The following is a 23204-nucleotide window of genomic DNA, read 5'->3' as shown; positions in this document are numbered from 1 at the left end:
ACGCAACGCCGATCGCGTGCTCCGAGGCAGGTGATCGCAGATGGATCCGGTGTCCGCACGCGACGGCACGGGATCCGTCGAAGTGCACGCGCTCGTCGCCCGGCAGCGGGTCCGGCACGGGATCTTCGCCGGTGTGGTCGTGTGCGTCGCACTGTTCGACGCGGGGCTCGTCGCCCTGGCCGCAGCGGGGCTCGCCGGTTACACCGGGGCCGGGATCGCCGTACTGACGGTGGTCCTGGTCGCCGTCGCGGCGACCTCGGTGTCCGCCGCCGCGGCGCGCCACCCGGGTGAGGACGCCCCGGACAGCGCGGCGGAGCGCGAACAGGCCGAGGCCATCGCCGGGCGGCTGGCCGCCCGGCTGGGCATGCGGCAGGCTCCCCGGATCCGCATCGTGGACGACCCCGGGGCCAACGCCTTCGTGACGGACCACGGCCGAAAACACACGGTGACGTACACCTCGGGCCTCTCGGCGTTGCTGCGGGACGAGGACGGCGTACTGGACCGCGCCCGGCTGGAGGCGGTGATCGCCCATGAGCTGGCGGCCGTCGCGAGCCGTGGCACGGGGGTGACGCGCCTGTCGTTCGTCGTGCTGCGGTGGGCGCTGGCCGTCGTCGCTCCGGCGACGGGCATCGCCCTGGTCACCGACTGGGTGGGGCGCAGGCACCTCCGGCCCATCGACATCCCGCCGTCCCCGGCGACTCCGGAACAGAACCTCGGACTGATCGTCAGGACGGCTCTCAGACTGTCTCTCTTCCTCTGCCTGCTGCTGGGACGGCTGGTCCTGCTGTTCGGCGTCGTGGTGGCCCGGATCGCCGGAGGCACCCGCAATCGGCTGATCGGGCAGCGGGTGCTGGCCTCCGACGCCATCGCCCTGCAACTCACCCTTGAGTCACCGGCGTTGGAACACCTGCTGGACCGGTTGCGGTCCGCCTCCACCGCGCCCGCCCAACGAGGCGCTCTGGTACGGGAGTTGTGCTTCGCCGACCCCGATCCGGGCAGGCCCCGCGGCTGGGCCTACGTCCCGACTCCGTATCCCTCCCTCGACGAGCGCATCGCACATCTGCGTACGTACGCCAACGGGTCGCGGACGGCCTCCTTCGCCGTGGCCCCACCCCTCGTCGCCGGGGTCGTGCTCCTCGCGCTGCTGGGCGGAATGGGGATGCTGGCCCTGCAACTGCCCTTGGCTCCCGCCCCTGGCCGCCCGCAAGCCACCGACCCGAAACCGCTCGCCGGATCGGGGTCCGGCACGACGGCCCCCGACCGGACAGGGCAGCAACCCGCGACCGGGCCGGCCGAGCCCGTGCCCACGGCGTCTAACGGGCCCGGGAAACCGGCGAGTTCCGTGCCCCGTACGCCTGCGGCCGGGGCGCCGGACACCGCCTCGCCCTCCCCCGCGGGGCCCACCCGCACCTCGGCCCCGACCCGCCACGCGCCGCCGAGCACTCCTCCGGCCGTCCCGCGCCCTCCCGTACCGCCTCCTCCTGCACCACCGCCTCCTCCCGTACCGCCTCCTCCCGTACCACCGCCTCCTCCCGCGCCCGAACCGGCGCCGGTTCCCGCGCCCGTGGAGCCTCTGACCCGGGAGCGCTGGAACCACTTCTGCACACAACGGTCCGGTGTCCCCGCCGAGTTCGGTGCCGACGCCTACCAGGTCGGCTGCCGTGGGGTTCCGGGCGCCTTCGCCTCCGTGACCGAAGTCTGCGACTTCGAGTTCCCGGCGACGAAGCCGAACGTCGACCGGCTCGGTGACTTCCACAACCCCCTCTCCTGGGGCTGCATCACCCGAGCCCGTTCCCTCGGGGCCTTCCGGCTCTCCGAGGCCTTCCTCGAACAGCAGACCGGACGGGCGGTCACGTACGTCGACGGCACCAACCCGAGCGCCTACGGCTACAGGTACGCCGACGGCTCCCCCCTCGCACTCGACCAGGTGTGCGCCCGCAGGTACGGCACTCCGGCCGTCGACCGGATCCTGGACGTGCACAACGCGCACACGGACGTCCAGTGCTACCCGGCACCCGCCCGCTGACACCCCGTCCCAGGCCAAAGGAGGCACTCCATGCCTGACCCGGCAACAGACCTCGCGATGACGGGCGCTTCCGTCATCGTGGCCGCCATGGCCACCGCCGCCTGGCAGTCCACCCGAACCGCGGCGGTACGCCTCTTCCGCCGCGGCGGGCAGGAGCGGGAGTCCCAACTGGACACCAACGCGGCCCTGGTCGTCCGCGCCGAGGACGCCCGACTCGCCCGCGGCAGTCTGCGGCCCCTGTGGCAGCTGGAACTGGAGAACCTGCTCGACCAGCACCCGGAGATCGCCGGCGAACTCACCGAGCTGATCACCCGAGTCCAGCACCAACTGCCCGCCGCCGACACCTATCGGCAGGAGATCGACCATCACGGTACGGGCTCGGTGTTCGCCGTTCAGGGCCCCCACAGCGGAATTCACCAGCACCCACTCCCGCGCCCCGCCCCGGCGCGACCTGCTCCACCCACCAGCACTCCACCCGCCACCACTTCACCCACCAGCACTTCACCCGCCGCCACTCCACCCACCAGCACTTCACCCGCCGCCGAGCCGGAGTCCCACAGCGGTGGGCCCCCGTGAAGCGACCCGAGGGTCCGGCCCACTTCCAGCAGGACCACTTCCAGCGGCACATCCACGTGGCGAACGGCTTCGCGTACGGCGTGATCGGTGCGGACATCCACGTCTTCGGCGACGGAGTACCGCTCTATCTCCTGACGAACTGGCGCGGCGCCACCCCTGCGGATCCCGCGTGGCTGCGCGAACTGCCCAGCCGGATGCTCAACTCCCGCCACGCGGTGGTCGACTTCACCGGCCGTACGGCCGAGCTGGACCAGCTCCACACATGGCGGCGCGAGCGCCCGAAGCTGGCAGCGCGGTGGCTGTACGGGCCCGGCGGGCAGGGCAAGAGCCGGCTGGCCGCCCGGTTCGCCGACCAGGCCGCCGCCGACGGGTGGAAGGTCGTCAACGCCACGCACGGCCCCGGCACCGTCCTGCCCCCGCCCGGCAGCCAGGACCTCCGCCCGGACGGCTCCGAAGGCCTGCTCCTGATCGTCGACTACGCCGACCGGTGGCCGCTCTCCCATCTGACCTGGCTCTTCAGCAACAACCTGTTCCACACGCCGGGACTCCCGACCCGGCTGCTGCTCCTGGGGCGCACCGACGGCACCTGGCCGGCCCTGCGCGCCGCGCTGGCCAACCACCAGGCCGGCACGTCCCAGCAGCAGCTCGATCCCCTGCCGGACGGCACCGAGCAGCGCCGGACCATGTTCGACGCGGCCCGGGACAGCTTCGCCGCCCTGTACGGAGTGCGCGACCCCGGCCTCATCGCTCCGCCGGGCCCCCTGGGCCCGGCCGACTTCGGGCTGACCCTGGCCGTGCACATGGCGGCGCTCGTCGCGGTCGACGCCTCCGTGTCCGAGTGCCGCCCGCCGCAGGGCATGGCCGGGCTGACGGTCTACCTCCTTGACCGCGAACACCTGCACTGGGCCCTGCTGTTCGGCGACGGCACCCACGAACTCGACCCCGCGGAGCGGGCCTTCCGCACCCCGCCAGCGGTGATGAACCAGGCCGTGTTCACCGCGGCCCTGACCGGCCCCGTCAGCCCTCCGACCGCGACCGTCCTCCTCGACCGCATCCGTCTCCCCCTGCCCGCCGATGGCGTCCTCGCCGACCACTCCACCTGCTATCCGCCCGCGGCCACCGCGCTGGCCACCGCCCTGGAGCCCCTGTATCCGGACCGGCTCGCCGAGGACTTCCTGGCCCTGACCCTGCCGGGCCATCGCGCCGACTACCCCGCCCAGAGCTGGGCGCCCGCCACGGCCACCGCTCTCCTCGCCCGTCGGCCAGGAGGCGCCGCCCCGGCCCACACCCCTCGCGCCGTCACCTTCCTGGCCGCGTCCGCCGACCGCTGGCCCCATCTGGGCGCCGACCACCTGTATCCGCTGCTGCGCGACGACCCTCGGCTGGCCCTCGACGCAGGCAGCGCGGCCCTGGTCGCCCTGGCCGCCAACCCCACCGTCGACATGGAACTCCTCGAAGCCATCGCCGCGCGGTTCCCCCAGGGACGCGACGTGGATCTGGACGCGGGCATGCTGGCCGTCCTCACCCGGCTCGCACCCGCCCGGCTGGCCCGCGCCGAACACCCCGCGGACCGGGCCCGCGTCCACGATGCCCTGGCGTTCCGCCGCCACAATGCCGGCCTGCACGAGGAGTCGCTCACCTCCGCGCGGACGGCGCTGGCCATCTGGCGCCGGCTGGCCGCCGAGGACCCCCTGACCTACACCCCGGAAGTCGCCGGAACCCTGACCGGCCTCGGTGTCGCCCTGTCCGAACTCGGCCTCCGGGGCGAGGCGTTGGAAGCGACCGAGGAGGACGTGGCCACCCGCCGCGGGCTCCTGGCGTCCGGCCGGGCCGACCACGAGCGTGCGCTGGCCCGGAGCCTGGTCAATCTCAGTGCCCTCCTCTCCGAGTCCGCCCGCCCGCAAGAGGCCCTGGCGGTCGCGCGGGAAGCCGTCGACCTGTGCCAGCACCTCGCCCACGGCGATCCCCCCACACCCCCCATGGAGATCACCGGAGCGTGGAACATCCTCGCGGTGTGCCTGGCACAGACGGGGGACATCAGTGCCGTCCTGGAACCGGCCCGCGCCCTGGTCGCCCTCTTCCGGACCCTGGCCGAGACCGAGCCCGCCAGCTACCTCCCCCAGCTCGCCGGTTACCTGGCCAACCTGGCCGACTGGTCGTCGAAAGCCGGACAGGGTCGGCCCGCCGCGGCGGCGGCCCGGGAGTCGGTCGGCATCCGCCGCCGGCTGGCCCGCAAGCTGCCCACCGCCTTCACCCCGGAAGTCGCCGAGGCCCTCAACACGCTGGCCCTCTGCCTCCTGCAGGCGGGCGACCCGGAAGCCGCCCTGGACGCCGCCACCGAAGCCGTCGAGACCGGCCGCAGGCTCACCGCGGAAGCCCCGGCCGTCCACTCGCCCGCACTCGCCCGGTACTTGAACACCTTCGCCATCGGCGTCTCGGAGACCCGGGGAGACCTGGCAGCTCTGACGCCCCTTCAGGAGGCCGTCGACCTCTACCGGACGCTGGCGGCGGGCCAGCCCGGAGTCTTCCGCCCCGACCTGGCCGGGGCGCTCGTCACCCTCAGCGGCCTCCTCGGCCAGCTCCGCGGCAGGGGCCCCGAGTGCGTCGCCGCTGCCCGCGAATCGGTGGACATCTGCCGCCCGCTCAGCGCGACCGATCCTGCCGAGCTGCCGAAACTCGCGTCGGCGCTCATCAATCTGAGCAACGGACTGGCGGCGACGGAGGAGCGCGACGAGGCCCTGACCGTCGCCCGCGAAGCCGTGGATCTGTACTGGCAGCTCGCCGGAGCCGAGCCCGCACACCAACCGGAACTGGCGATAGCGCTGATCGGCCTGGGCAAGCGGTCGTCGGACAGCCTGGAGCACGCCGAGTCCCTCCGGGTGACCCGCGAGGCGGTCCATGTCTGCAGGGCCCTGTACCACCGGGAGGGCCACGAGCCTGGACCGGAGAACGTGTACGCGCCCAACTTCGCCATGGCCCTGTGGAGTTTCGCCGAAGCACGCGTCGCGGCCGGAGAGGACCTGGAGCAGGCCCACGCATCCGTGACGGAGGCCCTCAGCATGTACCGGGGCCTGGTGCTGGCGAGGCCGAACCTGTTCATCCACCATCTGCGAGCCGCGCACGGCACGCTCGCCGAGGTCCTGGACGGCCTCGGCCGCTCACGGGCGTACGAAGGGTGAACGGTGAACACCCCACGGGACCGGCCGCCCGAACCCGAGGATCCACGCACTCGCTACCGCATACCGCCGGATCCGCACATGGCACCGCCCGGGTCGCCACCGGTGCGTCCGCCCGACCCTCCGCGGGCCGCGCAGCACACGTTCCACGCACGGGCGGCCGACAGCGGGCGCGTGTACCAAGCGGCACGGGACCTGTACACGGCCGAGCGCGACCTGCACTTCCACTACACGCACGGCGTACGTTCCACCCGCCGGGGCATCGCCGCCACGGCGACGGACGAGTGCCCCTACCCGGGCCTCCAGGCCTTCGACGTCCAGCAGGCGGCCTGGTTCTTCGGCCGGGACACGGCGATCGGCACTCTCCTGGTCCGGCTGGACGCGCGCCTGCGCACCGGCGGCCCGGTCGCCGTCGTCGCCCCCTCGGGCGCCGGCAAGTCGTCGCTGCTGAACGCCGGTCTGCTGTCCCACCTGGCCCGGGGCGCCCTCGCCGCCCCCGGCTCCGCCGACTGGCCGCGCGTCCGGCTCACTCCCACCGCTCGGCCGACCCGGGAGCTGGCCGCCCGGCTCGCGGCGGTCGGCTGGGAGCCGGGACACAGGACCGGGCCTCTCGTGGTGGTCGTCGACCAACTGGAAGAACTCTTCACCCTCTGCCCCGACGAGGACGAACGCCTGCGGTTCGTGGACGTGCTGGCCGCTCTCGCCCACGCCGACCCGGAGCACGGCAGGAGCCCCGACGCCCTTGTGGTCCTGGGCCTGCGCTCGGACTTCTACTCCCCCTGCGCGCACCACCCTTGGCTGCGCGAGGCGCTGGAGCACGGCCAGCTGCTGCTCGCTCCCCTGACGGAGACGGAACTGCGGGAAGCCATTGTCCATCCCGCTCAGGAAGTGGGCCTGGACGTCGAGCCAGGCCTGGTGGAGCTCCTGTTGCGCGATCTCGGGGGCGGCGAAGGAGAGCCCGGCGCGGGATACGAGGCCGGGCGGCTGCCGCTCCTGGCCCACGCCCTGCGCGCGACCTGGCAACTGCGCTCCGGGCACGTCCTCACCGTCGCCGGCTACCGGGCGACCGGAGGCATCCGCAAGGCCGTCGCGACCACGGCTGAGGAGATCTGCACCGGTCTCGACGGCGCCGGACGGCGTGCGGCGCGCGGCGTCTTCCTGCGGCTCGTCCACTACGGCGAGCACACCGAGGACACTCGGCGCAGCCGCCCGTACGCCGACCTCGTGGACGCCGTCGACAGCCCCGAACCGGCCGTCGCCTCCGTCGTCGAACGCTTCACCCGGGCCCGGCTGCTCACCCGTCACCACGATCACGTCGAGATGACGCACGAGTCGCTGCTGTCCGCCTGGCCCCGGCTGCACGGCTGGATCGAGAGCGGCCGCGCCGACCACCTGTTGCGCCAGGAGCTCGAACAGGCCGCCGCGCAGTGGGAGGTGTCCTCCCACGACACCGGCATGCTCTACCGCGGCCACCGCCTGGAGGCGGCGCTCGCCTGGTCGCGCCGTCCGCACCGCGGCCCACTCGTTCCCTCGGCCGCCGATTTCCTCGCCGTGTCCCTCCGTTCCTGGCAACAGGGCCGGCGACTGCGCCGCGCCGCCGTCGCCACATTGATCGTGCTGGCGATGCTCGCCTCGGGCGCCGCCGTGATCGCCTTCCGGCAGACCGGTTCGGCGCGCGCCGAACGGGACGCGGCCGTCTTCAAACAAGTGCTGGCGGAGGCGGACGCCCGACGGTCGACGGACATCTCCCTGGCAGCGCAACTGGATCTGCTGGCGCACCGGATGCGGCCCGGCGACCGCAGGATCACCACCCAGCTGCTGGCGGACGGGGCAACACCGCTCTCGGTGCCGGTGCGGGGCGCGGAAGGCGTCAACCAGGCCGCGGTCAGCCCTCGCCGGCCGATCGCTGCGACGGCGAACGAGGACCGCACCGTACGACTGTGGGACATGTCGCGTCCGACACAGGCGGTCCTGCTCGGGAAGCCCCTGCGCGGATTCGCGGACAGCGTGCTGACGGTCGCCTTCAGCGCCGACGGGCACCTGCTGGCCGGCGGGTCGCTCGACGGCACGGTGCGGCTGTGGGACGTGCGGCGGCCGGACCGGCCGAGGGCGCTCGGCAGTCCGCTGACAGGTCACTCCGGAGGCGCGCGGGGGCTGCTGTTCAGCCCCCGCGGGGAGACGCTCGTCAGTGCCGGCAGGGGAGGCATCCGTGTCTGGGACGTCTCCGATCCAGCCCGACCCACCAGCCTGGCCCGGCTCCCGGGCAACACCTGGATGTGGGGCCTCTCCTTCAGTCCCGACGGCCGGACCCTCGCCGTCACGGCGAAGAGCGAGGGCGTCGGGCTGTGGGACATGAGCGCCCCCTCCGCACCAAGGCTCCTGGTCAGACAGGACAACGGCCTGGGCGGCGGCGCCTATACCAAGTCCGTGTCGTTCAGTGCGGACGGACGGCTCCTTGCGACCTGCCTCGGGGACGGTCGGCTCCAGCTGTGGGACGTGTCCGATCCCGGTCGCCCGGTGGTCGCGAAGTTGTGGCCCACGAGCCACGCGGGGAGCGTCATCGCCACCGTGTTCAGCCCGCGCGGGCGCCTGTTCGCCACTGCGGGGTCGGACGGTCTCGTCCGGTTGTGGAGTGCGTACGATCCAGGGCGCGTCATCAGCCTCGGCGTGACACTCGCGGGCCACGAGGGCGCGGTCCAGTCACTCGCCTTCACCCGCGACGGCCGCAGCCTGATCAGCGCCGGTGCGGACGGTGTCCGGTACTGGAGCCTGCCCGACAACATTCTGGCCGGGCACGCAGGGGCAGTGGACGGCGTCTCGTTCAGCCCCGATTCCAAGACCCTCGCCACTACGTCCTCCGACCACAGTGTCCAGCTCTGGGATCTCGGCCGACCGGCGCACCCCGTAGCCGTCGCCCGCATCACCGGGGACATGAGGTCCACGATGTTCGGTGCCCGGCACGGCACCGCAGTCGTACTGGGCGACGAGCTCGATGTCTGGGACTTCTCCCGGCCCGACCGCCCTCGAAAACTCACCCGTGTTTCCCGCGCGGGACATGTGGGAGCGGTCGCCCTGAGCCCGACGCGGGACATCATGGTCACCAGCTCCGGCGGCAACCGGCTGAGGCTGTGGGACCTGAGCACGCCGAGCAGGCCGCGGCCCCTCGTCACTCTGGGCGGTGGAGACGGCGGGGCCACGTCCGCCGTCGCCTTCCGTACCGACGGCCGCCGGTTGGTCAGCAGCCGGCGGGACGGAACCGTACAGCTGTGGGACGTCACCGACCCGATGCGGGCGAAGGCCTGGGGCGCCCCGTTGCCCACCCGTACGTCGAACATCACGGACGTGGCCGCCTCCCCGGACGGCCGGACCGTGGCCGTGGCCGCGCCGTCCGGTGTGATCGAGCTCTGGGACGTACGGGATCCCGACCGCCCCCGGCACACGGGCCCTCCGTTCGTCCGGCACCAGAGCCTCGTCAACTCGGTCTCCTTCAGCCCTGACAGCCGCACCCTGTTGAGCGCGGGCGACGACGGCACCGTCCGGCTGTGGGACGTGTCCGACCCCGGGCGCACGGCGCCGATCGGCCGTCTGCTGGGTGCGGGAGCCGGCTACGAAGCCGCCGAGTTCAGTGCCGTCGACGCCGCCGAATTCAGCCCGGACGGCCGGAGCCTTGCCGCGGCGCTGAGGGACGGAACCGTGCGGCTGTGGAGCATGGACGTCGACGCCGCCGTCCGGCGGATCTGCCACAACACCCCGAACAGGTTCACGGAGCAGGTGCGGCGTCTTCACCTGCCCGGCATCTCGTACGCCGGTCCCTGTCCCTGACCGAACGCAAGATCTGATCCGGCGTCACCCTGCGAAAAGCCGGTCCATCGCCCTCCTGCTCTCCTCGTCCGCGGCGCGGTGGATCACCAACCGCTGGTCCGGGTCCTGGAGCGGCACGAGCACTTCGAAGTGCACGGCGATCTCACCGGCCTCGGGGTGCCGCAGCACCTTGTGCCCGCGGCCGTTGACCTTGATGTCCCGCTCGGCCCACAGGCGCGCGAACTCCTCGTCCCCAGCGGTGAATTCGGTGATGAGGTCGGTCAGCGCCCGGTCCTCCGGGTGCGCGGCCCAGGCGGCGCGCAGGTGGGCGACGCCCTCCCGTACGACGCGTTCGCGGTCGACGTAGAACTCGCGCATTCCCGGATGCATCAGGCACAGCCACATCGCGTTGCGCTGCGAGGGCGGCAGGGTGTCGAAGTCCAGGAGCAGCCGCGCCATTTCGCCGTTCCAGGCCAGGATGTCGTAGCGGTGGTTCAGCAGCATGGCCGGCAGCGGCGACAGGTCGGCGACCAGGTGGGCCAGCGGCGGCGGCGCGGTGGTGGCGGGCTTGTCGGCGGCGCGCGGGCGCTGGCGGGCCAGATTGTAGAGGTAGGCGCGTTCGCCGGAGGCCAGGCGCAGGGCCCTCGCCAGCGCCTCGACCACGTCCGCCGATGGCCGCAGGCCGCGGCCCTGTTCCAGCCGTACGACGTAGTCGACGCTGACCCCGGCCAGTTCGGCGACCTCTTCGCGGCGCAGCCCCGGGGTCCGCCGGGCCTGCCGTCGCGCCGGCAGTCCGAAGTCGTGCGGGTTCAGGCTTTCGCGCCGGGTCCGCAGGAACGCGGCCAGCTCCTGTGTCGTGTCCACGGTGCGGGTGGTCGTCATGGTCGGTCCAACAAGTCAGGGTAGGACCGGTGTTCCCAGGAAGTTCCTTCCCTTATCCCCGGCGCACGGCGGTCACAGAGTGGTTCTCGGCAACGGATCACAAGCACAGGAGGACACGATGTCGCTCACCCTCGACACCTACCGGCTGCTCGGCCGCTCCGGGCTGCGGGTCTCACCGCTGGCGCTGGGCGCGGCGACCTTCGGTACGGAGTGGGGCTGGGGCGCCGAGCAGGACGAGGCGCGCAAGCTGTTCGACCGCTACGTCGAGCGCGGCGGCAACTTCATCGACACCGCCAGCACCTACACCGACGGCAGCTCCGAGCGGCTGCTCGGCGAGTTCGCCCGCGACCGCCGCGAAAGCCTGGTGCTGGCGACGAAGTACTCGGCGCTGCGCAGGCCAGGCGATCCGAACTCCGGGGGTCCGCACCGCAAGAGCATGTTCGCGTCGGTGGAGGCCAGTCTGCGACAGCTGAACACGGACTACCTCGATCTGCTCTACCTGCACGTCTGGGACTTCACGACGCCTGTCGAGGAGATCCTGCGCGGCCTGGACGATCTGGTCCGGCAGGGCAAGGTGCTGTACGTGGCGATGTCCAACGTTCCGGCCTGGCAGGTGTCGCGCATGCAGGCGATCGCCGACCTGCGCGGCTGGTCGCCGCTGGTGGCGCTGCAGATCGAGTACAGCCTGATCCAGCGGACCGGGGAACGTGACCTGATCCCCATGGCGCACGAGCTGGGGCTGGGGGTGGTCCCGTACTCACCGCTGGGCGGCGGGGTGGTCACCGGCAAGTACGGCCGGGACGACCTGACCGCGGCGGGCGTCGGATCCGACGGTGGTCCTCCCCGCAGGAGCCACAACGTCACCCTGGGCAACCTCACCGAACGCAACCTCGCCATCGCCGAAGTCGTCAAAGAGGTCGCGGCGGAGCTGGGCCGTACCCCCGGCCAGGTCGGGCTGGCCTGGACCTTGCAGAACCCGGGCGTGACGGCGTCGATCATCGGCGCCCGCACCTCCGCTCAGCTGGAGGACAATCTGGGCGCCCTGGAGGTCGACTTCACCGCCGCCCAACTGGCCCGGCTGGACGAGGCCACCGCGATCGGGCTCGGCATCCCGCACGACCTGCTCGGCGGCGACTTCGGCCGGGCGGTGACGCGTGGCGACCTGAAGGTCGAAGCCCGCCACTGACTGAAGGTCGAAATCCGCCGCTGACTGAAGGTCGAAGCCCGTCGCTGACACCCGATCGGGCTCGGGTGCCGGACCCGTCGGCCTGCCCCCTGTCTGCTGTCAGGGGGCAGGCCGCTGTCCGGCGCATGCCGGAAGGACGCCGCGCCGGGGCACCGGCCGGGTGCGGGCGCCGTTCCGTCCGGTCCCGGCAGGAGCGATGACGGTCGGCGCCTACCGCGTGCCCGCAGCCGCTCCGGTCCACGCGGCGCGCAGCGCCTTCTTGTCCACCTTGCCGACCTTGGTCGTCGGCAGCCGGTCGAGGAGAACCGTCCTGCGGGGCGTGTAAAGCTCTCCCAGTTCGGCGGTCACCGAGGCGCCGACCGCGTCCGGGTCGACGTCGGCGCCCTCGGCCGTGGCCAGGAAGATCTGTACGGCCTCCCCGTACTCCTCGTCGGGCACGCCCAGCGCCGCCGCGTTGCGCACACCGGGCAGCGTGAGCAGGAAGTCCTCCAGGACCCGGGAGTAGACGTTGTCGCTGGTGCTGCCGGTGACGATGATGTCCTTGGCCCGGTCGACGAGGAAGAGGTACCCGTCGGCGTCGAGGTAGCCCAGGTCCCCGGTGCGCAGCCAGCCGTCCCGCAGTGCCTCGGCGGTGCGCTCCGGGTCCTCGTAGTAGCCGAGCATCACCGTCTCGCCCCGGACGCACACCTCGCCGACCTGCTTGGCGGGCAGCGCCACCGTGCTGTCCTCGGCACGGATCTCGATCTCGGTGTCGGATATCGCGCGACCGCAGCTGCGCCAGAGCTCGGGCCGCCGGGGTCCCTCCGAGGCGAGGTCGTCCGCGCCGAAGGCGGCGATGCCGAGCGCCTCCGACTGTCCGTAGGCCTGGCTGAGGACGGGCCCGAAGACCTCGATCGTCTGCTGCAGCCGGCTGGGCGACGTGGCCGCGCCTCCGACGATGATCCGCCGCAGGTCGGGGAGGGCCCCTGGCGTGCACTCCGGGTGGTCGAGAAGCGCGTACAGCATCGGCGGTACGAACATGGTGGCGGTGATCCGCTCCTCGCGCAGCACCGCCAGCGCCGCCCCCGCTTCGAACTCGGGCAGCACGACGACGACGGCCCCCGTCACCAGCGCCTGGATCGTGGTGAGGTGGCCGCTGCCGTGGGTGAGCAGTGTGGCGGCGAGGACGCGTTCCGCGCCCGGCTCCGTGGCCGGGTCCGCAGTCGCGAAGACCGCCGACCGGTCGTCCTGCGGGTCGCCCACGGCCAGGTCGACCAGCGCGTCGTAGAGCCGGCGGCTCTGCGCGGCGAGCTTGGGACGGCCCAGGGTGCCGCCGGTGTAGAGGACGGTGACGGCCTCGTCGGCGCCCGGCGCGGGCACGCCGTCGGGGCGCTCATCCGGGCACTCGGCCTGCAGCGCCAGCAGGTCCGCGCACGGCTGCTCGCCCGGCTGCTCCACGGGCCCGAGGCTGAGCAGCACGGGGGCGTGGACACTGCGGCCGGCCGCGTCGGCGGCCCGCTGTGCGAAGAGCGGGTCGGTGACCACGACGCGTGCCCGGGACTGCTCGACCAGCGCGGCGAGTTCGCCGGGCCCCGGCTCGGGCGGCAGGAACACGACGCGGCAGCCGATGAGGTGGACCGCGAGCTGCACCAGGACGGAGTCCACCCGATTGGCCAGGAACAGACCCACTCCGTCGCCGGGCACGAGCCCCTGCCGACGCAGCGCGTGCCCCAGCCGGAACAGCCGCCGCCTGGCCTCGCCCCTGGTCAGCCGCTGCGCACCCTGGACGAGCGCCTCGGCGTCCTCGTCCTTGTACCAGTGCTCCAGGATGTGGTCCACGTACGTCCGCGGTTCGGCCGTTGTCTTCTGTGTAACGATCATTGATACATGCAAACATGCCGCTCGGAGGCCGTGACCTTACAGGGGGCTTATTTCGGTCATCGGCCGACGGAGTATCATGCCCCCGTTCAGAACGGTCAGTTGGCTTTCCTGCCGGTCCTTCACTCCAGCGGCAGCGCCGCTCCGCGCTCGCCCGGCGGCCTGGGCCCCAGGATCCGGCGCTCCGCCGCGCCGATCCGCACGTCGTTGATGCTCGCCTCGCGCCGCCGCATCAGCCCGGCGGCGTCGAACTCCCAGAGCTCGTTCCCGTACGACCGCCAGTGCCCGCCGTGCCGGTCCCGCCACTCGTACTGGAAGCGGACGGCGATCCTGTCGTCACCGTACGACCACAGCTCCTTGCGCAGCGCGTAGTCGAGCTCCCGCCGCCACTTGTCGGCGAGGAAGCGGCGGATCTCGTCACGGCCGGTCACGAAGGTGTCGCGGTTGCGCCACACGGAGTCCTCCGTGTAGGCGAGCGCGACCCGTTCGGGGTCACGGGTGTTCCAGGCGTCCTCGGCCGCCTGCGTCTTCGCCAGCGCGTCCGCCTCGCTGAACGGCGGTACGGGCGGCCTCACTTGAGGGGCGAGGGGGGTGGTGGGCAGGGCGCGGCTCATTCGGGCCACCTCGAATCTTCGATGACGGTGACGAAGTCGGTACGTACGAAACCCGGCGAGAAGCGCGCGAGCACATCGGCCTTGACGTTGCCGAACGCGGTGGCCGGGCGGTGCGCGATGCCCTCGGTGAAGGCCGCGAGGATACGGCGCTTGAAGTCGGGCCGCGGATGGGCGGCCACGACGGCGGCCCGCTGCCCGTCGGTGACCTCGTCGAACCCCAGGCCCAGTACGTCGAGTTCGACGCCCGCCGTCACCAGTGCCACCTCCGGCTCCATGCGGTGGGGGATCTCCGGGGTGGTGTGCAGGGCGATCGCCGTCCACGCGGTGCGGGCGTCCTCGGCCGGCAGGCCGTGCCGCAGCAGGAAGTCGCGGGCCGCGTCCGCACCGTCGATCTCGAAGCGCTGCTCGGAGGAGGCGTAGCCGGGGGTGAGGCCGAGGTCGTGGAACAGGGCGGCCACGTAGAGGAGTTCGGGATCGAAGACCATGCCCCGGTGGCGGCCTCGGAGCGCACCGAAGAGGTAGACGCGGCGCGAATGGTCGTACAGCAGCGGGCCCGCGGTGTCGCGGACGAGTTCGGTCGCCTCGCGGGCCAGTGCGCTGTCAGGAATGTCGATGCCGGCGATACCGGCGGTGCCAGTCGGCATGGAAGGCCCCTCTTCTTGTCTTCTTGCTGTCTTCTTGCTGCCGGGTGTTGCCCTCAGCCTGCCGCCCACGGCCTTCCGCCCGCCATGTCCATCCAGCCATGGATCCCACACATACGGACATCGCGCGCCGTTAACCTGGCGACATGAAAACGCCCCGCACCGTCGTCGTCCTCGCCTACGAAGGGGTACGACTGCTCGACGTGACGGCCCCGCTGGAGGTGTTCAGCACCGCGCAGACCCTCGGCGCCCGCTACCGCACGCTGCTGGTGTCCCCGGACGGCGGGCCGGTCACCACCTCGTCGGGCACCCGGCTGCTCACGGACCCGGCGGCCGGTCTCGACGGCCGCGTCCACACGCTGATCGTGCCCGGCTCCCCCGGCCTTCCGCACCGGCCGGCACCGGCCGGACTGCTCGACGCCGTCCGCACCCTGCACTCCGCGTCCTGGCGCACCGCGTCCGTCTGCACCGGAGCCTTCGCGCTCGCCGACGCGGGCCTCCTGGAGGGCCGGCGCGCCGCCACGCACTGGCGGTACGCGGCGGCGCTGGCGCACCGGCACCCCGGTGTCGACGTGGACGGCGACTCGATCTTCGTACGCGACGGCCGCGTCTACACATCGGCGGGCGTCAGCGCCGGGCTCGACCTCGCACTGGCCCTGGTCGAGGCCGACGAGGGCCCGGATCTCGCCCGGGAGACCGCGCGTGACCTGGTGGTCTTCCTCCAACGGCCGGGCGGGCAGTCGCAGTTCTCCGTCGCCTCCCGCACCCCCGCACCGCGCCACGAGACGCTCGGCGCGGTCCTGCGGTCGGTCGTCGCCGATCCCGCCGCTGACCACTCGCTGCCCGCGCTGGCCCGGCGCGCCGGGATCAGCGCCCGCCACCTCACCCGGCTCTTCCACGACCAGGTCGGCAGCACTCCGGCCGCGTACGTGGAGTCCGTACGCCTCGAAGCGGCACAGTCCCTGCTCGACGCCGGGGAATCCGTCACCGCGGCGGCCCGTCGCAGCGGCCTCGGCAGCGACGAGACGCTCCGCCGCGCCTTCCTGCGCCGGTTCGGCGTCACCCCCTCCGCCTACCGGGCCCGCTTCCGCACCACCACGCCGACCGGCTGACCCGTCCCCGGAAGCCTCGGAGTCTCCGTTGGCCCCGGAGCCCCCGGAGCCCCCGGAGGCTGGCGAGAATGCACCGCGGCAGGCCTCCGGCGAGAATGACCACCATGCGTATCACCGTGTGCACCAAGCGTGACCTGCCGGGTTGCGTGGCGCTCAACCACCTGTTGCCCGGTCTTGCCGGGCACCGGGTGCAGGTGCTGATGTCCGAGGTGGACCGGGCGGGAGAGCACAGCGTGCCGGAGCTGGCCCGACTGAAGCGCTTCGAGCGGGACGTGCCCAACCGTGCGCTGTTCGAGCGGCTCGACGCACTGGAGGCGCCGCCGGGCCGGCTGTTGAGCTTCGGCCACCTCGGCCGCCGGTACGGGCTGAGGTGCCGCTCGGTGCGGGAGATCAACAAGGGGGACGGTCTGTGGCTGCTGCGCGAGTTCGCGCCCGATCTGATCATTTCCGTACGGTTCAGCCTGATCTTCCGGGACGAGGTGCTGAGCCTGCCCCGGCTCGGCGTCCTGAACGTCCATCCCGGCGAACTCCCGCGCTACGCCGGGCTCTTCTCGCCGTTCTGGAGCCTTCTGGAGGGGCAGGAGTCCATCGGCTGCACCGTGCACTGGATCGACGCGGGAATCGACACCGGGCCGGTGCTCGGGCTCGGCCGACTGCCGGTCGACCCCGCGCGCTCGCTGGTCTGGCACGTCGCCCACACCTATCCGCAGGGTGTCGCCGCGCTGCTGAACGTCCTGCCCGAGGTGCTCGCCGGGCGCACCGTCCCGAGCCTGCGCCAGGACGGGCGCAAGCGCTGCTACCGGTCGCTGCCCGGGGTGCGGGACATCGCCGCCTTCCACGACCGCGGCCTGCGGCTGATCGCCCCGGGCGACCACCGGGAGCTGCTCGGGCCGTTCACCACCGTCGAGACTCCCCGTGCGGTCGGCCCGCTGCCGGTGACCGCGGCTCAGCCACCGCCGGTGACCGTGACGGCGCCCAGCAGCGGACCGTAGGCCGTCGGCCCGCCCCGCACCTCCCACGCGAGGGTCGGCCGCCCCTGGTGCCGGGGGTCCCCGGTCTGCGCGGTCAGCCGGAAGGGGATCTCCTCCCCCGGCACACCGTCCGCGAAACCGCCGACGCCGACCAGCACCGCCCAGTCGGTCCCCGCGCGCAGGCAGCCCAGCCGGGACGCCGTGAACACCCGGCCGTCAGGGGTGCGCAGTACGGCACGGCCCTGCGGGGCGGTCCCGTGGCCCGGCCCGTGCAGCTCCACCTCGCACGTGCCCGCCGGGCCGCTGCCCGCCACCACGACCTGGACCGCCCCTTCCCTCGGGTCCTGCGGGAGCCCCGTGTCGGGATCACTGACCGCGTACGGCGGCCGCCGCAGCACCTGCCCCGCCCGGGCCCCGGTCAGCGCCCCGTCGCGCATCGCGAAGACCCCGGCGAGCAGGACGGCGGCCACTCCCTCCGCGTACTGCCGGGGCTGCTCGTAGGTGGCGCGGTCGCGGACGGCGACGGGGTCGAAAAGGACGAGGTCGGCGACCGTCCCCGGCGCCACCAGGCCTCGGTCGGTCATGCCGAGCACGGATGCGGGCAGACCGGTCATCCGGCGCACGGCCTGCGGCAGGGTCAGCAGATGGCGGTCCCGGACGTAGCGGGCCAGCACCCGGGGCTGGGTGCCGTAGTTGCGGGGGTGGGTGTGCTCGTCGAGGCAGGCTCCGCCGTCGGAGGCGACGGCGACGAACGGCCGGCGCAGGATCCGTTCCAGGTCCGCCTCGTGGCCGAAGTCGTACACCGCCATCGCCTGGGGGTCCTGCTCCAGCAGCGTCATCACGGCGTCGCCCAGTCCGACCGCCCGCTCCGCGCAGTACTGCCCGAGGGTCAGCCCGCAGTCCTCCAGGTGCACGCTGCGGGCGTCCGCCACCCGGGAGTACAGCACCCGCTCGATCCCGGCCGCCACCTGCGGCCGCAGCTTCGCGTCGGTGAACCGCGCCACCATGGCCGCGTCGCCCCCCGAGCGGAATTCGGGCGGTACGAGCACGCTCAGGCCGGTCCTGCTGGAGAGGTACGGGTACACCTCGCCCGCGGCGCGCAGCCCCCGGGCGCGTGCGTCGGCGACCGCCTGCAGGGTGGCGGCGGTGGCGCCCCAGTTGGCCGGGCCCATCGCCTTCATGTGGGCGATCACCCCGACAAGACCGGCCCGCTCGGCGATCTCCAGGCTCTCGACGGTGGCCGCCAGCACGGCCGAGCCCTCATTGCGTACGTGGTTGCTGAAGGGCACCCGCCAGGGCGCGGCGGCCGACACCACCGCGACCACTTCCTCCGTCGTCCCGTACGCGCTGGGCGGGTAGTAGAGGCCGGCCGAGACTCCCCAGGCGCCCTCCGCCATCGCCCGCAGCACCAACTCCCGCATGCGGTGCAGGGCTTGGGCGTCCGGCCGCTCGTCGGCCAGCCCCGCACCGGCCGCCCAGACCGCGCCGAGCCCGACATAGGCACCGATGTTGACGGCGATGCCCGGCGGCTGTGCCGCGAACGCCAGGGTCCTGGTGATGTCCGGCGTCTCCATGGTGTCCACCCAGGGGGCGCCCTCGGTGCCGAACCCGTCCGGGTTGAGGATCTCCGTGGTCACCCCCTGCCGCAGCGAGCTCTCGGCTTCACGCAGGGCCAACGGGTCGGCGTGGCTGTGAAGTTCGATGAATCCGGGAGCCAGCACCAGCCCGTCGGCGGCCAGCCGGTCCCGCGCACCGCAGGACCCGGCTGCCGGGCCGAGAGCGACCACATGGCCGTCGCGGATGCCGACGTCGGCGACGAAGCCCTCGCGGCCGGTGCCGTCGATCACGGTCGCTCCGGTGATCAGCACATCCAGCGGGGCGGGTGTACGGGCGGGCTCCGGGTCCACAGGGATGCTCTCCGTCCTAGCTGGGCATGACATCGCCACCCGTTCCCCGGCCGGACAGCGGACTCACTGGCACTCGCCCGTTCGGAGCAGCCCGCGCCGCGTGTCCGGCGGTCGCGCCCTGCCCGCCGCTGAGTACGCTGCCCCGCACACCCCACGGAGCAGAAACGGAGCGGCCGATGCCGGAACAACCCATGCCGGAGCAGAGCCGACTGCTGCAGCGCAAGATCGACATCTGCTTCGGGTACGCGGACCAGAACCGGGACGGAGTCGTCGACTCCGGCGACGTCCTCACCCTGGCCGCCCGGCTGATCGCCGCGGTCGGCGAGCCCTTCGACGCACCGAAGTCCGTCGCCCTGCTGGGCGCCGCCGCCGAGTGGTGGCGGGCCCTGAGCGCGGTACTCGACGCCGACCACGACGGCCGCATCGACGCGGCCGAGTTCCGCGGCGGCATGCTCCGGCTGACCGCCGACCGGCAGGACGGTCCCGGCGCGGCGGCCTTCGCCGCCTGCGTACCGATCTGGGAATTGTGCGACCGGGACGGCGACGGGCGGGTCGAAGCAGCGGAATTCGGCTGTTTCCAGCACGCCCTCGGGGTGTCACCGGAAGCACGGCAGACTGCCTTCGACAAACTCGACCTGGACGGCGACGGCCACCTGTCTGTCGATGAACTCGCCCGCGCGCTCTGGGAGTTCCTCACCAGTACCGACGCCGAAGCCCCGGGCAACTGGCTCTTCGGTGACGCCTTCCAGACGGCTGTCACCTGACGCTCGGGAGCACGGACAACTCGGGAGCACGGACGACTCGGTGGCTCGGTGAATCGGCGAGTTGGTGGGTTACAGCCTGAGCATCGCCGCGGCGACTTCGTCGGCGGCGGCGTCGGGGATCGCCGTCGAGGCCTGTTCGAGCACCAGCAGCCGCGCACCGGGGATCTCGCGCGCGAGCGCCTCACCGTTGCCGACCGGGAAGAACGGGTCGCGACGGCCGTGCACCACGAGCGTCGGCATCGCGATTCCGGGCAACCGCTCGCGCCAGCGCGGCCCGCAGTCGAGCCGGGAGAACACCATGCCCAGCCCTCCCTGCTGAACGCTCCGGCCCCCCGGGCGTCATGCGGCCCAGAGCCTGAGGAGTGCGGTGACGGTCACCGCGCCCAGCAGAGCCACCGGCATCGGTGCCGGGTACCGGCGCAGGACGACGACGGCCGCGAGTCCGGCGAGCACGGTGAGGTCCAGCGAGCTCCAGCCCGGCCCGGCGACGTCCGTCACGATGAATCCGGCGAGGAGCGCGGGCGCCACGAGCGCGATCACGGACCGGGTGCGTACGGGAAGTTCCCGGCCGCCCAGGACGGCCGGGCCGACGGCCTTGAAGGCGAAGCTGAGCAGGGCGACGGCACCGATGGCGATCCAGAGGGTCATCTCGCCGCCTCCGTGGCGGAGTTGACGGGCCCGTCGGACGGAAGCGGCCGGGAGGGTGCCCCTGCGGCGGGCCTGACGAGGGCGACGAGAGCGGCGGCGGCCGCACCGATCAGGGCGGGCCCGGTGGGCAGCACGGCGATCAGTGCTGCCGCGAGGGCCGCGCCCAGCAGCGCCGGGAGCCGGTTGGCCCGTTCCCTGCGGAGCTCGTCGAACAGCAGCGTCACGAACAGGGCGGGGGTCAGGACGTCCAGCCCGAGCGTGTGCAGGAGTTGCGGGTCGGGAGCGACGGCGACACCCAGCGCGGTCCCCGCCACCCACGCGGGCCACTGGATCGCGCTCGCGCCGAAGAGTACGTACCGGTCGAACCGTCCGCCGCCGAGGTGCGCGGCGGCCCACGATCCGTCGACCACCGCCTGGCCCTCCAGGGCCCGGCGCAGCCGGCCGCCGCGCAGGTCGCCCGCGACGGCCATGCCCATGGGCAGGAACCGGCTGTTGATCAGAGCCGCCGCGGTGACGGCTGTGCCTATGCCGCCGCCAGTGCCCAGGGCCGCCACCAGCGCGAACTGTGCCGAGCCCGAGAAGACGACCAGGGAGCACAGGACCGGCGCGTAACTGCCCCAGCCCTGTGCCTGGGTGAGTGCGCCGAAGCTGATGGCCAGCAGGAACGAGGCTGCTGCCAGCCCCGACCCGACGGTGAGACCGGAGCGGAAGCGCTCGCGGGGTGTGGCGGCGCCGGGCGCCGACGGTGATCTTTCCATGGCCGCACCCTAACAGTCATAAACCCTCAAGCCCGTTAGATGAATAATGACGGAGTGACAGCAGAGAAGAACGACACCGGCACCCCGTCCACGGCGCGCGGCGCGCACACGCCCGACGCGGACGTGTCGCTCGTCGCAGGACACCCGGTACTGGACTTCGCCAACACCGTTGCCTGGCGTACGGACCCCACCCGTCGTGCCGAGCGGGTGACCGGCGCCGAGGCCTGGGCACGCTGGGCGGTCGCCGCCGGACTGCTCACACCGGAGCAGTCCACGGAGCTCCACGGGACGCTGGCGGCGGCCGGGCCAGGGGAGACCGAGCGTCAACTGACCGCGCTGCGAGGCCTGCGCGCCCTGCTCTGGCCCGTCCTGGACCGCCTCACCGACGGCGGGCCCCCGCCGCCCGAGCAGTGGGACGGACTCCGCGGGGCGATCCTGCTGGCCCGCCGGAACGCCGAGCTGCCGCCCGAGTTCCCGCTGCGCTGGCAACCGGGCACGGGGCAGCTCACCGACCTGGGCGACGCGCTCGCGCTGCAGGCCGAAGCCCTGCTCGGCGGCCCGTCCCTCACCCGGATCCGGCGCTGCGAAGGGCCCGGCTGCGGGTGGTTCTTCCTCGACCGCAGCCGCGGCGGCACCCGCCGGTGGTGCAGCTCGGGCGACTGCGGCAACCGCGATCGCGCCCGCCGCCACTACGCGCGCACCAAGCGTCCGACGCCGCCGCGTTGACGGCTCGTGGGCACAGCGTCAGGAGGTGGGAACCGTGGAGTGGACCTGGCGCAGGAAGGAAGCGTTGTCGGGGGTGTGCCGCAGTTTGGCCAGGACGGCTTCCAGGGTGGCCTGCCCGTCGCGCGACTGAAGGGCCCTGCGCAGGCCGCGTACGGCGGCCAACTCCGCTGCTGGGAGGAGGAGTTCCTCGCGGCGGGTGCCGGAAGGGGTGATGTCGACGGCGGGGAAGACCCGCCGGTCCGCGAGCGTCCGGTCCAGCCGCAGCTCCATGTTGCCGGTGCTCTTCAGCTCCTCGAAGTAGTAGTCGTCGGCGCGTGAGCCGGTGTCGACCAGGGCGGTGGCCAGGATCGTGAGGGAACCGGCCTCCTCGGTGAGCCGGGCCGCGCCGAACAGCCGCTTCGGCTCCTGCAGCGCGGACGCGTCGACACCGCCGCTGAGCGTGCGGCCGCCGGACGAGGCGGCGTTGTTGTGCGCCCGGCACAGCCGGGTCAGGGAGTCGAGCAGGATCACGACGTCGCGGCCCTCCTCGACCAGGCGCTTGGCGCGCTCCACGGCCAGTTCGGCGAGCGCGATGTGCGCCTTGGCGGGCCGGTCGAACGTCGAGGCGTACACCTCGCCCCGCACACTGCGGCGCATGTCGGTGACCTCCTCGGGCCGTTCGTCCAGGAGCACCACCATGAGATGGGCTTCGGGGTGGTTGACGGCGACCGACGCGGCGAGCTGCTGGAGCAGTACGGTCTTGCCGGTCTTGGGCGGCGCGACGATCAGCCCGCGCTGGCCCTTGCCGACGGGGGCGACCAGGTCGACGACGCGCGGCCCGAGGCCACCCGCCGCGCTCTCCAGGTGCAGTCGCTCGCGCGGGTGCAGCGGGGTGAGGTCGCGGAAGTGGGGGCGCCGCCTCGTCGCGTGGTCCGGGTCGCCGTTCACGCGGTCGACCTGGGCGAGCGTACGCGGCCTGCCGCAGACTCCGCTCACCAAGTCGCCCTTGCGCAGGCCGAGTCGGCGGATCAGGGAGGCGGGCACCTGCACGTCGTGCGAGGTGGGTTCGAGGGTCGGCCCGCGCAGGAAGCCGTGGCCCCCTCCGGCGAGATCGAGGAGGCCCATGGCCTGGACCGGCGGGGCGGCGGGTGCGGTCACGGACGGTGTGCCGTGGGGATTTTCAAGTGTGGTGGTCATGGTGGACCGGTCCTTTCGAGGACGTGTGGCGTACGAGAACGCTGGAGGGGAGGAGATCCGGCGAAACGGCGGGCGCGAGGGCCTCGCGGGGCGGACAGGAAAGCCCGCAGCCGGTGGGAATCCCAGAATCCGGAGGTCCGGGTGGGAGAAGCGCAGGGGAGAGAACCCCTGCGAGAGAGATGAACCCCTGCGGGAGAGATACAGAAGTGCGGTGCTCCGGAAAGAGGAACCGCGCGATCGCCGGAATCCAGAAGGAAGACGCGATCAGGAGGATGCGAGAGCATCCGCAGAAGGAAACGGCACCGGCGCCACAGAAGGGGCGTACACAAGTGCTGACGGCACCGTACCACAAGATGGCGGGGACGCCCGGCGCCGCGTGGCTC

Annotated in this window: 17 protein-coding genes and 1 pseudogene; 9 read left to right on the top strand and 9 right to left on the bottom strand. The window is 72.8% G+C overall.

All coding sequences use genetic code 11. From position 1 onward, the window contains the following. The first annotated feature begins 40 nt into the window (after positions 1-40). The 4 genes from ACH4SP_RS03065 to ACH4SP_RS03050 all read left to right on the top strand — a co-directional run bounded on the left by ACH4SP_RS03065 (position 41) and on the right by ACH4SP_RS03050 (position 9600). Positions 41-2026 carry a M48 family metalloprotease gene (locus ACH4SP_RS03065; protein WP_398408584.1) on the top strand — a complete coding sequence of 662 codons (1986 nt, stop codon included), beginning with the start codon at positions 41-43 and terminating at the stop codon, positions 2024-2026. 30 nt (positions 2027-2056) lie between these two features. Next, positions 2057-2602 (top strand): hypothetical protein, encoded by a 546-nt coding sequence (locus ACH4SP_RS03060; protein ID WP_398408582.1) that lies wholly within the window; start codon positions 2057-2059, stop codon positions 2600-2602. Continuing rightward, positions 2599-5781, top strand: coding sequence for a tetratricopeptide repeat protein (locus ACH4SP_RS03055; protein WP_398408580.1), 3183 nt, complete (start codon positions 2599-2601; stop codon positions 5779-5781). Before ACH4SP_RS03060 ends, ACH4SP_RS03055 begins: the two co-directional genes overlap by 4 nt. A gap of 171 nt (positions 5782-5952) precedes the next feature. Beyond that, positions 5953-9600 carry a hypothetical protein gene (locus ACH4SP_RS03050; protein WP_398408578.1) on the top strand — a complete coding sequence of 1216 codons (3648 nt, stop codon included), beginning with the start codon at positions 5953-5955 and terminating at the stop codon, positions 9598-9600. Positions 9601-9624: 24 nt separating this feature from the next. On the opposite strand, the gene ACH4SP_RS03045 is transcribed toward ACH4SP_RS03050, so the two are convergent. After that, the gene (locus ACH4SP_RS03045) at positions 9625-10461 is read right to left on the bottom strand and encodes a helix-turn-helix transcriptional regulator (RefSeq protein ID WP_398408576.1); all 837 of its coding nucleotides are present in this window, start codon (positions 10459-10461) and stop codon (positions 9625-9627) included. 118 nt (positions 10462-10579) lie between these two features. On the opposite strand from ACH4SP_RS03045, the gene ACH4SP_RS03040 reads away from it, so the two are divergent. Further along, positions 10580-11647: an aldo/keto reductase gene (locus tag ACH4SP_RS03040; protein ID WP_398408574.1), complete on the top strand. Its 1068-nt coding sequence runs from the start codon at positions 10580-10582 to the stop codon at positions 11645-11647. A 210-nt stretch (positions 11648-11857) separates the two neighbouring features. Here the strand turns inward: ACH4SP_RS03040 and ACH4SP_RS03035 are convergent, their stop codons facing one another. The 3 genes from ACH4SP_RS03035 to ACH4SP_RS03025 all read right to left on the bottom strand — a co-directional run bounded on the left by ACH4SP_RS03035 (position 11858) and on the right by ACH4SP_RS03025 (position 14762). Next, complete coding sequence (locus tag ACH4SP_RS03035; RefSeq protein ID WP_398408572.1) at positions 11858-13507, bottom strand: AMP-binding protein; 1650 nt, start codon at positions 13505-13507, stop codon at positions 11858-11860. 119 nt (positions 13508-13626) lie between these two features. Then, on the bottom strand, positions 13627-14118 hold the full coding sequence (locus tag ACH4SP_RS03030; protein WP_398408570.1) for a nuclear transport factor 2 family protein: 492 nt from the start codon (positions 14116-14118) through the stop codon (positions 13627-13629). Next, on the bottom strand, positions 14115-14762 hold the full coding sequence (locus tag ACH4SP_RS03025) for an HD domain-containing protein (protein ID WP_398408568.1): 648 nt from the start codon (positions 14760-14762) through the stop codon (positions 14115-14117). The genes ACH4SP_RS03030 and ACH4SP_RS03025 overlap by 4 nt, the downstream gene beginning before the upstream one ends. A 143-nt stretch (positions 14763-14905) precedes the next feature. Between ACH4SP_RS03025 and ACH4SP_RS03020 the strand changes: the two genes are divergently transcribed. Then, on the top strand, positions 14906-15871 hold the full coding sequence (locus ACH4SP_RS03020) for a GlxA family transcriptional regulator (RefSeq protein WP_398408566.1): 966 nt from the start codon (positions 14906-14908) through the stop codon (positions 15869-15871). Between the two features lie 104 nt (positions 15872-15975). Continuing rightward, positions 15976-16863 carry a formyl transferase gene (locus tag ACH4SP_RS03015; protein WP_398408564.1) on the top strand — a complete coding sequence of 296 codons (888 nt, stop codon included), beginning with the start codon at positions 15976-15978 and terminating at the stop codon, positions 16861-16863. On the opposite strand, the gene ACH4SP_RS03010 is transcribed toward ACH4SP_RS03015, so the two are convergent. Next, positions 16818-18749 carry an amidohydrolase family protein gene (locus ACH4SP_RS03010; protein ID WP_398408562.1) on the bottom strand — a complete coding sequence of 644 codons (1932 nt, stop codon included), beginning with the start codon at positions 18747-18749 and terminating at the stop codon, positions 16818-16820. The genes ACH4SP_RS03015 and ACH4SP_RS03010 overlap by 46 nt on opposite strands. Before the next feature lie 176 nt (positions 18750-18925). On the opposite strand from ACH4SP_RS03010, the gene ACH4SP_RS03005 reads away from it, so the two are divergent. Further along, the gene (locus ACH4SP_RS03005; RefSeq protein WP_398408560.1) at positions 18926-19513 is read left to right on the top strand and encodes an EF-hand domain-containing protein; all 588 of its coding nucleotides are present in this window, start codon (positions 18926-18928) and stop codon (positions 19511-19513) included. A gap of 69 nt (positions 19514-19582) precedes the next feature. On the opposite strand, the pseudogene ACH4SP_RS03000 reads toward ACH4SP_RS03005, so the two are convergent. From ACH4SP_RS03000 to ACH4SP_RS02990, 3 genes and pseudogenes are all read right to left on the bottom strand, one after another. Next, positions 19583-19819: pseudogene (locus ACH4SP_RS03000) on the bottom strand (alpha/beta fold hydrolase); the annotation flags it as partial. Positions 19820-19852: 33 nt separating this feature from the next. Further along, entirely contained in the window at positions 19853-20161 is a 309-nt protein-coding gene (locus ACH4SP_RS02995) for an AzlD domain-containing protein (RefSeq protein ID WP_398408558.1), read from the bottom strand. After that, the gene (locus ACH4SP_RS02990) at positions 20158-20919 is read right to left on the bottom strand and encodes an AzlC family ABC transporter permease (protein WP_398408556.1); all 762 of its coding nucleotides are present in this window, start codon (positions 20917-20919) and stop codon (positions 20158-20160) included. The genes ACH4SP_RS02995 and ACH4SP_RS02990 overlap by 4 nt, the downstream gene beginning before the upstream one ends. Positions 20920-20973: 54 nt before the next feature. Here ACH4SP_RS02990 and ACH4SP_RS02985 point away from each other — a divergent pair, with 54 nt between their 5' ends. Further along, the gene (locus ACH4SP_RS02985; RefSeq protein WP_398408555.1) at positions 20974-21645 is read left to right on the top strand and encodes a CGNR zinc finger domain-containing protein; all 672 of its coding nucleotides are present in this window, start codon (positions 20974-20976) and stop codon (positions 21643-21645) included. 18 nt (positions 21646-21663) lie between these two features. Here ACH4SP_RS02985 and rho read toward each other — a convergent pair whose 3' ends face one another. After that, complete coding sequence (gene rho / locus ACH4SP_RS02980) at positions 21664-22821, bottom strand: transcription termination factor Rho (protein WP_398408553.1); 1158 nt, start codon at positions 22819-22821, stop codon at positions 21664-21666. Between the last annotated feature and the right edge of the window lie 383 nt (positions 22822-23204).

The sequence above is a fragment of the Streptomyces sp. NPDC021093 genome, assembly GCF_044333135.1.
Classification (GTDB): domain Bacteria; phylum Actinomycetota; class Actinomycetes; order Streptomycetales; family Streptomycetaceae; genus Streptomyces.
Note: the sequence above shows the minus strand (reverse complement) of the source record. Positions and strands in the feature narration are given on the sequence as shown.